8 protein-coding genes are annotated in these 13,748 nt (G+C 51.4%); all 8 read left to right on the top strand.

What is annotated here, in order from left to right; all coding sequences use genetic code 11:
* Nucleotides 1-128: 128 nt before the first annotated feature.
* Nucleotides 129-2,435 (top strand): prolyl oligopeptidase family serine peptidase, encoded by a 2,307-nt coding sequence (locus ACWIP2_RS11465; RefSeq protein WP_448520072.1) that lies wholly within the window; start codon nt 129-131, stop codon nt 2,433-2,435.
* A 340-nt stretch (nt 2,436-2,775) separates the two neighbouring features.
* Entirely contained in the window at nt 2,776-4,320 is a 1,545-nt protein-coding gene (locus ACWIP2_RS11460; protein ID WP_448520071.1) for a sodium:solute symporter family transporter, read from the top strand.
* 111 nt (nt 4,321-4,431) lie between these two features.
* Nucleotides 4,432-5,394: an alpha/beta fold hydrolase gene (locus ACWIP2_RS11455; RefSeq protein WP_448520070.1), complete on the top strand. Its 963-nt coding sequence runs from the start codon at nt 4,432-4,434 to the stop codon at nt 5,392-5,394.
* A gap of 189 nt (nt 5,395-5,583) precedes the next feature.
* Entirely contained in the window at nt 5,584-8,094 is a 2,511-nt protein-coding gene (locus tag ACWIP2_RS11450) for a TonB-dependent receptor (RefSeq protein ID WP_448520069.1), read from the top strand.
* 241 nt (nt 8,095-8,335) lie between these two features.
* Nucleotides 8,336-9,076, top strand: coding sequence for a 3-oxoacyl-ACP reductase FabG (gene fabG / locus ACWIP2_RS11445; protein ID WP_448520068.1), 741 nt, complete (start codon nt 8,336-8,338; stop codon nt 9,074-9,076).
* A gap of 146 nt (nt 9,077-9,222) precedes the next feature.
* Nucleotides 9,223-10,212, top strand: coding sequence for a 3-oxoacyl-ACP synthase III family protein (locus ACWIP2_RS11440; RefSeq protein ID WP_448520067.1), 990 nt, complete (start codon nt 9,223-9,225; stop codon nt 10,210-10,212).
* A gap of 203 nt (nt 10,213-10,415) precedes the next feature.
* Complete coding sequence (locus ACWIP2_RS11435; protein ID WP_448520066.1) at nt 10,416-11,903, top strand: class I adenylate-forming enzyme family protein; 1,488 nt, start codon at nt 10,416-10,418, stop codon at nt 11,901-11,903.
* 286 nt (nt 11,904-12,189) lie between these two features.
* The coding region (locus ACWIP2_RS11430; RefSeq protein ID WP_448520065.1) for an FAD-binding oxidoreductase at nt 12,190-13,748 on the top strand (1,559 nt) is incomplete at its 3' end.

Raw genomic sequence — 13,748 nt, 5'->3', positions numbered from 1 at the left:
GCACAGGCTTCAGTTTATAGCTATTTGATGATCAGTTATTTAGCAAATCACAGACTAAAGTCCGTGTTACTTTGGACAGCCTCAACTGTAGCGTATCTTTAAGCCGCTCAAATTTTCCACACAACCACATGAAAACAAAACTTACCTTTCTGTTGCTATGGGTGGCGGCGGTAGCACTGGCGCAAAACTCCCAACTGACCGTCTCCTACATCATGCGCAACCCCAAATGGATGGGGACTTCACCCGACAATATGCGCTGGGCTGACGATGGCAAAACGCTGTATTTTGATTGGAGTGATGACAAAAACCTGCACGCCGTTGACCCTGTAACAGGCAAATGGCGCAAGGTAGCCAACGACGAGCAGCGCAGCCTTGCCTTTGGCGGGCAATACAACAACAGCCGCACCAAACGCGTGTATGCCAAAGATGGCGATATTTTCATCAAAGACATGACTTCGGGCGCAGTTACGCAACTCACCCAAACCACCGAAGCCGAGTTTGCGCCGCGTCTGAGTGCCGAAGGCGACCGCGTATTCTTCCAGCAAGGCACAAACCTGTTTGCGATTCATCTCAAATCAGGGCGGTTGGAGCAACTCACCGACTTCCGACGCGGAAACAAACCTGCCAATACCCAAAAAACCGAGCAAGCGCAGTGGTTAGAAGCCGACCAGCAACGCTTATTCTCTGTTTTGCGGGAGCGCAAAGCCGCTGAGGATGAGCGCAAAGCACGCCAAGAGCAGCTGCGCCCTGTTCGCCCCAAAGAATATTACTTTCAGGAAAAGCAGTTAGACAACCTCAGCATCAGCCCTGACGGCAACTTTGTGCTGTTCCGCATAGGTATGCGCCCGACAGGCAGCAAGCCAACCGCCGTACCTGACTACATGGCAGCATCGGGCTATACCGAAAACCTGAACGCCCGTCCCAAAGTCGGCGACCAACTCCCCACCTACGAAGTTGCCCTCTACGACCGCCGCCGCGATACGCTGCTCTACCTTTCTACCGCTCAACTGCCGGGCATTGATGAGCAGCCCGCTTATCTGGCAAATCCTGCCAAAAAGAAGCGCGAACTTACGCCTTTGGGGATGCAGTGGAGCGAAAACAGTCGCTATGCCATGCTCGTATTGCGTGCGCAGGACAACAAAGACCTTTGGATTACCATTGTTGACCCGCAGTCGGGCAGCCTGAAAACCATTGACCGCCAACGCGATGAGGCATGGATTGCCGGACCCGGTATCGGGTCCAATAATGGCTGGATAGATAACCAAACGATTTGGTTTCAGTCCGAAGAAACGGGCTGGTCGCACTTGTACGTTGCCAATGTGGAAAACGGCGCGAAAAAAGCCCTCACTTCGGGCAAATATGAAGTGCGCTTTGCCCAACTCAGCCGCGATAAGAAGCACTTTTACATTGCCACAAGTGAAATACATCCGGGCGAAGACCATCTGTACAAAATCCCTGTAGCAGGCGGAGTGGCTCAGCGCCTAACCTATCTGACAGGCGGCAATGAGTTTGCTATTTCGCCTGATGAGCGTTTTATCGCCATCCGCCACTCGTACAGCAACCGCCCTTGGGAGCTGTATGTGATGGAAAACAAGCCCAACGCTGTGCCGCGCCAAATTACACAGTCGCAGTCGGAGGAATTCAAAAAGTACAGTTGGCGCGACCCCGAAGTACTGACTTTCAAAGCTGTCGATGGCGCGGATGTGTACGCCCGTCTCTATCAGCCCAAGGCAGAGGTAAAAAACGGCGCTGCCGTGATTTTCGTGCATGGCGCGGGCTACCTGCAAAATGCCCACAAGCGTTGGAGTACCTACTTCCGCGAGTACATGTTCCACAACCTACTGACCGACAAGGGCTACACCGTTTTAGACATTGACTATCGCGGCAGCGCAGGCTACGGACGCGACTGGCGCACGGGCATTTACCGACACATGGGCGGCAAAGATCTCAGCGACCACGTGGACGGCGCAAAGTTCCTTGCTGAAAAATATGGTATTGACCCGCAGCGCATCGGTATTTATGGCGGCAGCTACGGCGGATTTATCACCCTGATGGCAATGTTCACTGCGCCCGATGTATTTGCTGCCGGCGCGGCGCTTCGCCCTGTTACGCATTGGGCGCACTACAACCACGGCTACACAAGCAACATTTTGAATATTCCCGTGTTAGATAGCGCCGCTTATGCCAAAAGTTCGCCGATTTACCACGCCGAAGGGTTGAAAGGTTCGCTGCTCATCTGCCACGGCATGGTGGATGTAAACGTGCATTTTCAGGATGTTGTATTGCTGGCGCAGCGCCTCATTGAACTGGAAAAAGATAACTGGGAAGTGGCGATTTATCCCGTAGAAGACCACGGCTTCGTAGAACCCAGCAGCTGGACGGACGAATACAAGCGCATTCTGAAACTGTTTGACGATAAACTACTCAAACGGTAGTTAATGCAACGCAGCAAAGAGTCATCTCAAATTGGGATGACTCTTTTTTATGTCGTAAGGGCATCATCGCCTCCAATAGCTTTTCCATTCACCTGAAAAAATACCGCCTTTCGCCTGCTTAGAGCCGCCGTTGGCAAGTTTGGCAAGCGCGGTAATTTTCATTTTTATACTTTCGGAAACATAAGACTTTGGATGGAAAATTTAACCGTCAAGGGCGTAACAATGAAGCGCCACGATACTTGTACCATACGCTTTAGCGTGTGAAAGTCAAGCAAAGCGCGCTAAACGCTCGGTGTCCTTGGCGGTAAAAATTCAAAGTCGGTAAATCTGAAAATGAACAATGACTGAACTTGCCTCCGAACAATTAGTAATTGCCGGTTGGGTCAGCATTGCGGCGTATGCCCTGCTGATTCTTTTCTTTGTGGTGCGCGGCGCGCGAAAAATCACGAACCTCTCGGATTATGCGGTGGGCAGCGTGCTTTTTTCGCCGGTGGCAGTCGGGCTTTCGCTGGCGGCTTCCATGACCTCTGCCGCCACATTCATCATCAATCCGGGATTTGTCGCTTTCTACGGCATCAGCGGCGTGCTTTCTATGGCGATTATGTTGCCGCTGGGCGCGCTGGTTTCATTGGTCGTGCTTACCAAAGGTTTCCGCAAAGTGGGTATGAGCGTGAAGGCGCTTACCATGGCGCAATGGATTGGTACGCGCTATGGCAGTTCCTCATTCGCGATGTTTTTTGCGGCGCTTTCGCTGCTGCTGCTGACCTTTATCGTGCTGATTTGCGTAGGGCTGACCAAGATAATTTCCCAAACGCTCAACCTCTCGGAACTGCCTGTGCTGATAGGCATTGTCGTTTTCATTTTTGGCTACATGATGTTTGGCGGCGCTAATTCTATGGTTTATACCAACATGATTCAGGCGCTGCTCATGGTTGTCGTTGCCGTTATATTGCTGACTTCGGGCTACGAACATTTTTCGGCAGGCGTGAAGGGCTTCATGGATAAGCTCGCGGCGATTGACCCGATGCTTGTTGCGCCGCTGAATCCACAGTCTTTTCTCTTTCGCGATTGGTTTGAGGTAGCATTCTGCCAATTGGTAGTGGGCGTAGCGATTGTTTGCCAACCGCATATCATCACGCGCTCGCTGTTGCTGAAAAATGACAAGGATGTGAACCGCTACTTGATAACGGGTATTATCGTTGAAATCCTGTTTTTCTTCGTGGTTTTTGCAGGTTTGTATGCCCGCCTGCGCTTCCCTGATTTGACAATTAACGGGCAGGCTGTGCCGCTGGACGGCATTCTGTCGGCTTATGTGGTGAGCGAGTTTCCCGTTTATGTAGGGCTGATAGTCGTGCTGGGGCTGATTTCCGCCGGACTTTCCACGCTGGAAGGGCTGATTCAGTCGCTTTCAACCTCTATCAGCAGCGATTTGCTCAAACCGCTGGCAGGCAAGTGGCTCATCCGCGATGAACAAAATCCGCAAGGGCTGATTCCCGCAATTTTGCTGAACCGTTTGGTGATTGTTGCGCTTGGCGTATTGGCAATTGTCGTATCGTGGCAGCAATTGGTCGCGCCTGATTTGAGCGTGGGCATTTTCGCACAAAACGGCGTGTATGCCTATTTCTCAGCGGCTTTTGTGCCTGTGCTGTTTGGTACGTTTATCAAAAATGTGCCGCTGCGCGTGCCTGTGGCAGGCGCGATAACGGCTACCATTGTACATTTTGGCGTGTACTACGGCAGACTTACGCCTTACATGGACGCTTCCGTGCGCAATCCGGGCATCGCCGCCGCGCTGGCAATTCTCTCGGCGGTGGCTGTGGCGGGGCTGCTGTATGTGGTCAGTGCGAAAGTGAAAGTTGTTCAACCGCAAAGTGCGCAAAGATGAAAACCGCAAAGAGGCGCTAAGTTGAATTTCAATCAAAAGAGCTTTGCGTCTTTGCGAAAACCATAGCGTGCTCTGCGGTAAAAAATCAAAAAAATAAAATCAACAACCCATATGAAACTTGTTCCATTTTTCTTGCTGTTTGTGCTGACCGCCGCCTGCGGTGGCGGTGCGGAACTTCGTTGGGACAGCGCCAACGACAAGCGCCCCGCATTTGCGCCGCAGTATGCCTTCGCCGTGAAAGAAACCGAATATCCGAAAGGGTACAAAATGGCTTACACGGACGAAGGCGCAGGCGATACAGCAATCGTATTTATCCATGGGCTGGGCGGCTACCTGAAACACTGGGAAGCCGTCGCCGATTCGCTGAAAGACTCGGCGCGCTGCATTGCTGTGGACTTACCCGGCTATGGCAAATCGTCCCGCGCAGAGTTTGCCGCAACAGACTTCATGGACTTCTACGCCGATGCGGCGCTGCATCTGATAAATGAACTGCAACTCAAAACCGTTGTGCTGGCAGGGCACAGCATGGGCGGTCAAATTGCGATGGTTGCCGCGCTCAAAGCTCCCGAAAAAATTGCCGCGCTTGTTTTAGCCGCTCCGGCAGGTTTTGAAACATTTAGCGCTGCGGAAAGCTATACGATGAAATCTTTCGCTACCGCCGAATTTTTCGCCAAACAAAGTGAAGAAGAAATCCGCAAGAGTTTTGCCGCCAATTTTTTCCAAATGCCCGCACAGGCAGAACAACTGATTCAGGAACGGCTGGCAATGCGCGACAGCTACGGATTTGAGGCTTACTGCCAAACGGTCGCCAATGGCGTAAAAGGCATGTTAGACCACCCGGTCAAAGAGCAACTACCCAACATCCGCCAGAAAACGCTGGTACTGTTCGGCGCAAACGATATGTTGATTCCTAACAGACTGATGCACAAAGATTTAACCACGCAACAAGTGGCGGAAGAAGGAACGAAGGCAATGCCTAACGCCCGCTTGGTGATGATTCCCGAAGCGGGACATCTGCTGACCTTTGAAAAACCACAGGCGGTAGCGGTAGAGATTCGGCGGTTTTTGAAATAGCGCGTAGCACGCGGATGTTGGCGGACGGTAAAATATTTAACCGCAAAGAGCGCAAAAGGTAAAAACGCAAAGGACACAAAGAGGATAAAATCTTAGCGCTCTCTGCGGCAATCACAGCGTACTCTGCGGTAAAGCTTAATACACAAAAACTATTCACCCAACTAATTGAAAATCAAGTAAAAAATGAAAATGATGAAAACGTTTCTACTCACGGTTGCCCTGCTGCTCGGCGCGGCGCAGGCATGGGCGCAAAACGGTACGATTACGGGTACTGTTACAGCCAATAACGAGCCGCTCATTGGCGCATCGGTTGTTGTGGCAGGTTCTATTACAGGCAGCACAACCGACGCTTTGGGTAAGTATTCTATCAGCATTAAGCCCGGCACCTACAAACTGCGCATTTCGTTTATTGGCTATGAAACGCAGGAACAAACCGTTACCGTTACCGCAGGACAAACCACCACCTTAGACATCGCAATGGTAGAGGGCGCGTTGGTAGGTCAAGAAGTAATCATTTCCGCTTCTCGCCGCCCTGAAAAACTCACCGAAGCCCCCGCCACTATCGTTACTTTTGGCGCAAAAGAAATCAGCGAACTGCCTTCGTTCAACGTAGGCGAGCTGTTGGCGCGTCAGAAAGGGGTGGATTATGTGCGTTCGGGCGTATTGGGCGTAGGCATCAACGTGCGCGGTTTTAATTCGGCTTTTAACCCGAAAAACCTGCAAATGAACGACGGTCGCCTTTCCACGCTGATTGCCACAGGTTTGCCGCTGGGCGCGCTCAGCACGGTGGTAAAAGAGGATGTGGAACGCGTGGAAGTCGTATTAGGTCCTTCTTCGGCTTTGTACGGTCCTAATGCGCACAACGGTTTGGTAAACACCATCAGCAAAGACCCGCGAACTTCGCAAGGAACAACCGTCGCTCTGGGGGTTGGCAATCAGAGCGTTATAAGCGGACGTTTGCGACATGCGCAAGTAATCAACAAAAAATTAGCTTTCAAACTGTCTGCCGAATATACCGAAGGTGAAGAATTTCCTTACACCGATACGGTTTATTTCAACAACACAGCCTTCCCTACCTTTACAGGCGGCGCCGTTCCAGCGCGATTCTCAGCCGTTCCCGAACTGGATTTAGACAGAAAATTTAGCAGCCTTCGCGGCGAGGCGGCGCTATATTACTCGCTTAACGATAACTCCGACCTGATTTTGGCATACGGCGGCAGCAACAGCAACAACATCGGCGTAACCAACGCCGGTCGCAACCAAATCAAAGACTGGCAAATTCATTACCTGCATTTGCGCTATGTGTCGCCGCGTGTGTTTGCGCAGGTCTATCATACGATTTCCAAAACCGACGATACCTACGCGATGAACCAACGCACGCAAAACTACTTGTCATTCATCAATGCGGGATTTCCCGAGGCGGAAGCTCGCCGCCGCTCGATGAATGAACAATGGTTTGGCATTTCGCCTACGGTTGGCGTGGCGTTGAATCGCGGCGCGCTTTTCCGCGACGACTCGCGCCGCTGGAACGCAGAGGTGCAGTACAACAACAACTTTGCAGGCTTTGATGTAATTGTAGGGGGGCAATTCCAACGCGATATTGCCCAAAGCTACAATACCTACCTGTTGGATGCCAACGGCGCGTTAGAAATTGACCAAGTAGGTTTTTACGCCCAAATAGAACGCGCTCTGGGCAACGGCTTTAAAGCGACCGTAGCGGCGCGCGCCGATAATCACGAGTTGTACGGCTTTAACTTCATCCCCAAAGCGGCGATTACCAAAACTTTTAAAAGCGGTACCGCCCGCATTACCTACGGACAAGGCATCTCTGCGCCTACTATTTTGAATCTGGAAGCCAATATCTTCGGCGGCTTGCTGTTGGGTAACGGCAAAGGCTTCACTTTAAGCGACGGCACGCAAATTCCCGGTCTGAAAGTTGAAAAAATCAGCACTTTTGAAGTAGGTTACAAGGGAACAATTGGCAAAAACTTGTTCATTGACGTGAACGCTTATCACAACACATCCCGCGACTTCCTCAGCCCTGCCCTGAACATTGCCACCAACGGACGCACCGTAACCCAACGCGGCGGCGTTCCGATGAGTCAGGTAATACCCGGCACGCCTGCCACAGGCGCGCCTTTGGTGCTCACTTACCTCAACTTTGGCAACGTACAAACTTACGGCGCGGATTTAGGCGTTACCTACGCCTTTACCCAACAATTAAGCGCCACTTTCAACTACGGATGGTTCGGTTACAGCTTAGATAAGAATGATTTGGCAAATGACGGCAACAAAGACGGTCGCGTAACGGATTTAGATTTGCCAATCAATACGCCCGCTAACAAAGCGAGTTTGGCGCTGAATTATTCAAGCGCCAAGTGGTTTGGCTCTATCTTTACGCGCTGGGTTGAACGTTACAATTTCTTTTCTGGCATCCATGTAGCCTCCGAAACCATCCCTGAATTGAACATTCGCGAAAACGCGCGTTTTGGTCGTACTTTCAACTACGGCCCGCTGGGCGGCTTTGTGAACGTGGACGTATCTGCCGGTTATCGCTTTGGCAAAACGCTTACGCTTTCCGGTCAGGTGAGCAACCTGTTCAACGCGCGTGTGTATGAGTTCGTCGGTTCGCCGATTATCGGTCGCTTGTATAGTCTGGAATTGAAAGTGAATATTCCTGCTATTGGCAGTAAGAAGTAGTTTTGAAACTCTTGAGTAGTTCGTGAGGACACGAACTACGGCAAGAGAACGCAAACTACGATAAAGTAATACGCCGTGGTTTGTGTCCCCACAAACCACTCGTAAAATAGAAGCAGCAGTTCGTGAGGACACGAACTACGGCAAGAGGACACGAACTACGGTAAAGTCATCTCCCCAAACCTGACAGGTTTCGGAAGCCTGTCAGGTTTAATAAGTGAGCCAATCAAAAACACCATAACCCATGAAATTACAAGGAAAAGTTGCTGTGATTACGGGCGGGGCTGCCGGCATCGGGAAAGCCGCTTGTTACAAATTTGCCGCCGAAGGCGCCGCTATCGCAATCTGGGATATGAACCAAGCCGCAGGCGCGGCGCTGGCTGCCGAACTTTCAGACAAAGGCGCAAGGGCGGCATTTTACAAAGTCAATACCGCCGACTATGCAGCCGTAGAGGCGGCGGCCAAAGAAGTACACGCCGCTTTCGGTCGCATTGACATTTTGATTAACAATGCAGGCATCACCCGCGACGCTTCGCTGAAAAAAATGACGCCCGACTTGTGGCAACAAGTGATTGATGTAAACTTAACAGGCGTATTCAATTGCGGCAAAGTCATTTCCGAATACATGGTGGCGCAGAACTACGGGCGGATTATCAATACCTCATCGGTGGTGGCGCTGTACGGCAATTTCGGGCAAACCAACTATGTGGCAGCCAAAGCGGGCGTTATCGGCATGACCAAAGTATGGGCAAAGGAACTAGGCAGAAAAGGCGTTACCGCCAACGCCGTAGCGCCGGGTTTCATCGCCACGGACATGGTCAAAACTATCCCGAAGGAAATTTTAGACCAAATCACCTCGCGTGTGCCGCTGGCGCGCATGGGACAACCCGAAGACATCGCCAATGCCTACGCCTTTCTGGCTTCTGACGATGCGGCATACATCAACGGCGCGGTCATCAGCGTAGACGGCGGCGCGACGTTGTAAATCCTTTCCAAAATTGAACAGCACACGGATAAGCAGATGACGCAGATGGGCATGGATTATTTTGTTGTTCGTGTCCTCACGAACAACAAACAGCGTAAATCTGCGAAATCCGCCAAAATCCGCATTCTCTAAAAAATCAAAAAAATATGAATAACGCCGTTATTTTAGGTTCGGGCAGCTATGCTCCGGAACAAATATTGCCCAATAGTTACTTCAACGAACTGCTGGGCGAAGATGTAAGCACGTGGCTGGAACAGAACGTTCACATCTACGAACGCCGTTGGTGTCGCGATGATGAGGCTACTTCCGACTTGTGCCTCCAAGCGGCGCAGAAAGCGCTGGCAGCCGCCAAGGTCGCTCCCGAAGAACTGAATCTGATTATTGTAGCGACCGATACGCCCGAGTATATTTCGCCTTCTACGGCCTCCAAGTTGCAGTATCAATTAGGCGCTACCCGTTCGGGCGCGTTTGACCTGAACAGTGCTTGTGCGGGTTTTGTAACCGCGCTGGATGTGGCTGCCAAATATATCCGCGCCGATGAGCGATACCAAAAAATTCTGGTCGTGGGCGCTTACGCAATGAGCAAGCACCTCAACAAACGCGACAAAAAAACCGTTACGCTCTTTGCCGATGGCGCAGGTGCGGTTGTGCTGGGCGCAACAAGCGACCCTAACCGCGGCTTTATCGCTTCCCAACTGATTGCACAGGGGCAATATTGCGACTGGATGGGCATCTACGCAGGCGGCACGCGCCAACCTGTAACCGAAGAGGTGTTGCAAGCCAAAACGCATCAATTGCAGTTTGTCAAAAAATTCCCTGTGGAAATCAATCCCGACACATGGACGGCGATGATTCAGCATCTTTGCGAGCGCATTGGCGTACAGCCCGATGAGGTACGGCAGTATTTCATCACCCAACTGAATATCAACAGTATTTGGGAAACGCTGCGGCGGCTCAACCTGCCAAACGAAAAAGCGCATACTATTATGCAGCGCTATGGCTACACGGGTTCTGCCTGTATCCCGATGGCGTTTGATGACGCGGCGCAAAAAGGCATCGTCAAACAAGGCGATTTGGTATTTTTCGTTGGTTCAGGCGGCGGGCTGTCGTTCGCATCGGCGGCGTTTAGGTTGTGATTATTTATCTAACCGCAAAGGACGCTAAGGTTTTCCGCCAAGGACACAAAGAATGATGCTTCTACTTAGCGCTCACTGCGTTTAAACCTTAGCGCTCTTTGCGATAAAGAATCCCAACAAACAAGAAAAACCTTAGCGTTCACCGCGTTTAAACCTTAGCGCTCTTCGCGGTAAAAACTAAAACATTTAAAATCCTTGCACCTATGACAACCGATTGGATTGGCAAATGGTCTGATTATCAACCTGATAAAATAGCGGTCAGCGCTTACGAAACAGGGCGGCGCCTCACCTACGGGCAGTTGCACCAACAGGCGGAGCAAACTGCGCGTTGGTGGGCTTCGTTGGGCATCCGCACAGGCGACCGCGTGGCGGCGCTGCTGGATTTCTGTACCGAATATGTCGTGCTGTTCAGCGCAGCGCAGAAAACAGGCGTTATCCTTGTGCCTTTGAACTATCGCCTCTCGCCGCGTGAGCTGGACTACCTGCTCTCCGATGCGCAGCCTCGCCTAGTGATAAGCGCCGAAAAATACCTGCCGCTCTTACAGGAACAAGCTCACTATGAGGCTGTTACTCATCGGCTGACATTGTCAGATTATCAGCAAATCCTGACCGATGGAATCGCTTCGGGCGCGTGGCATTTTACCTCGCCAACAGAAGACAGCCCCCTGTTTATTCTTTATACATCAGGCACGACGGGCTTCCCCAAAGGCGCAATTTATACGCACAAAATGGCGTTTTGGAACAGCATTAATACCGCATTGCGCTTAGACCTTACATCCAACGACCACACTGTGATTTGTATGCCGCCGTTTCATACAGGCGGCTGGAACGTCTTTCTGACGCCGTTTTTGCACCACGGCGCATCGGTTACGCTGATGCAGAAATTTGACCCTACCGATGTGCTGAACGTACTGGCAGCCCAACGCAGCACCATTTTCATGGCGGTGCCTACCATGTTGAAAATGATGGCGGATGCGCCCAACTTTGAGCAGGCAGATTTATCGGCAATTCGTTACTTCATCGTGGGCGGCGAACCCATGCCTATTCCGCTGATTGAAACATGGCATCATCGCAAGGGTATCCCCATCCGTCAGGGCTTTGGCATGACCGAAGCGGGGCCTAACCTGTTTTCCCTGCATCAGGACGATGCTATCCGCAAGAAAGGCTCTATCGGCAAGCCCAATTTTTACGTGGAAGTGAAATTAGTGAACGAAGAAGGGCAAGAAGTTGCCACAGGCGAAATCGGCGAATTGCTTATCAAAGGGCCAATGGTAACGCCCGGTTACTGGCAAAAGCCCGAAGCGACGGCGCAAAGTTTTCAAGGCGAATGGTTTTGCTCGGGCGACCTTCTTAAACGCGACGAAGAGGGCTATTTCTTTGTGATGGACAGAAAAAAGAACATGTTCATTTCGGGCGGTGAAAATGTATATCCCGCTGAAATTGAACACTTTTTGCGACAACACGAGCGTATTGCAGAAGTCGCGGTTATCCCGATTCCGCACGAAAAATGGGGCGAAGTCGGCAAGGCGTTCATAGTGCCGCAAAACGGCGCGATGCTCACCGAAAAGGAAGTGCTGGACTTTTGCCAAGGGCGGCTGGCGCGCTACAAAATCCCCAAAGAAATTGTATTTATCAACGAATTGCCGAAAAATTCAACGGGCAAAATAGACCGCCGCAAGTTGGCTGAGTAAATGGGTAAATACGCTGGCATCAATCAGCCCGCGGGAAAATTTTCTGCGGGTTTTTTTGTGCCTGATTAGGCAATTTAAATTTACAGTTGCACGTCGCCGTTGCACTTAGCTCACACGTAACCAAAAGTTGTTTGTGTGGACACGAACAACGGCAGTGGGAACAGGCAATCATTCTCTGTGGTCTTTGCGAAAAATCATTGCGCCTTTTGCGGTTGAATCTTTTCATCGCTGCGGTTGAATTCATTTTAGTGTAAATTGCCTATATCAAGTCAATGGATATTTACCTATGATAAAGGCCTTTGAGCAGTTGAACAGGCAGTTGCAGGGCGAACTGCACACCGACCGCGCGATGCGCATTTTGTATGCGACCGATGCCTCTGCCTATCGCGAAATGCCGCTGGCAGTCGCTATGCCCCAAACAAGCGCCGATTTGCAAAAGCTGATTCAGTTTGCCGATCAGTTCGGTACTTCACTGATTCCACGCACGGCTGGAACTTCGCTGGCGGGGCAGGTGGTAGGCAACGGTATCGTGGTAGATGTATCTAAATATTTCAATAAAATACTGGCAATCAACGTAGAACAGCGCTGGGTTCGCGTACAGCCCGGCGTTATTCGCGATGATTTGAACCTTTTCCTCAAACCGCACGGGCTGTTTTTCGGTCCTGAAACTTCCACCGCCAACCGGGCGATGATTGGCGGCATGATTGGCAATAATTCCTGCGGACTGCATTCGGTCGTTTACGGCAGCACCCGCGATCATCTGCTGGAAGTAACCGCCCTGCTTGCCGATGGCAATGAAGTTGTTTTCAAGGCGATTTCCGAACAGGAATTTGCCGACAAGTGCGCAGGCAAAACCACAGTCAGCGAACTGGAACAGCGCATTTACCTGCAAATCAGGGACTTGCTGACAAATGAGAGCAACCGCGACGAAATTCGCCGACAGTTTCCCAATGCCCGCGTAACGCGCCGCAACACGGGTTACGCGCTGGATGCGATGCTGGATGCACAACCTTTCAGCCCGCAGGGACTGCCTTTTAACTTTTGCCGCCTTATTGCAGGCTCAGAGGGTACGCTGGCAATTATTACCGAAGCAAAACTCAATCTGGTGTCTGTTCCGCTGCCGCATGTAGGCTTGTTGTGCGCTCATTTTCAGTCCATTAACGACTCACTGCGCGCCAATGTGATTGCGATGAGGCATCGCCCTGAAGCAAGCGAATTGGTAGATGACTACATTTTGGAACTAACCAAAACCAATCCCGAACAGCAACAAAACCGCTTTTTCGTGGAAGGCAACCCCAAGGCGATTCTGATGGTGGAATTTACCGCCGAGTCACGCGCTGAGGTAGAAGCGAAAGCCGCGCGATTAGTAGCTGATTTTCAGGCAAATAACTTAGGTTATGCCTTCCCCTTGCTGCACGGCGAAGATACCAAAAAAGCATGGAACTTGCGCAAAGCGGGGCTGGGCATTATGTACAACATCGCCGGCGATGCCAAACCCGTTAATCTGATTGAAGACTGCGCCGTGGCGGTGGAAGACCTGCCCGACTACATTGCCGAGTTGGACGCGCTGGCGCGTTCCAAAGGCATTCAGTTGGAGTACAGCGCACATGCGGGCGCGGGTGAATTGCACCCCCTGCCGCTGATGAATCTCAAAACTGCCGAAGGGCAACGTCTATTTCGTGAGTTGTTGGCAGATACCGTTCAATTAGTCAAAAAATACAACGGCTCGCTTTCCGGCGAACACGGCGACGGCAGGCTGCGCGGCGAGTTCATCGCCCAGATGGTCGGGGAACGCTGCTACGAAATGTTCCGACAAATCAAGCAAACGTGGGATCCCAGAGGCAT

Source organism: Rhodoflexus sp., assembly GCF_053489755.1.
This window is presented reverse-complemented; position numbering and strand designations above follow the sequence as displayed.

What these genes read in the sequence shown, in the direction of transcription:
- ACWIP2_RS11450 (WP_448520069.1), top strand. Translation starts at nt 5,584, where the DNA reads ATGATGAAAACGTTTCTACTCACGGTTGCCCTGCTGCTCGGCGCGGCG.
- ACWIP2_RS11460 (WP_448520071.1), top strand. Translation starts at nt 2,776, where the DNA reads ATGACTGAACTTGCCTCCGAACAATTAGTAATTGCCGGTTGGGTCAGC.
- ACWIP2_RS11455 (WP_448520070.1), top strand. Translation starts at nt 4,432, where the DNA reads ATGAAACTTGTTCCATTTTTCTTGCTGTTTGTGCTGACCGCCGCCTGC.
- ACWIP2_RS11440 (WP_448520067.1), top strand. Translation starts at nt 9,223, where the DNA reads ATGAATAACGCCGTTATTTTAGGTTCGGGCAGCTATGCTCCGGAACAA.
- fabG (WP_448520068.1), top strand. Translation starts at nt 8,336, where the DNA reads ATGAAATTACAAGGAAAAGTTGCTGTGATTACGGGCGGGGCTGCCGGC.
- ACWIP2_RS11435 (WP_448520066.1), top strand. Translation starts at nt 10,416, where the DNA reads ATGACAACCGATTGGATTGGCAAATGGTCTGATTATCAACCTGATAAA.
- ACWIP2_RS11465 (WP_448520072.1), top strand. Translation starts at nt 129, where the DNA reads ATGAAAACAAAACTTACCTTTCTGTTGCTATGGGTGGCGGCGGTAGCA.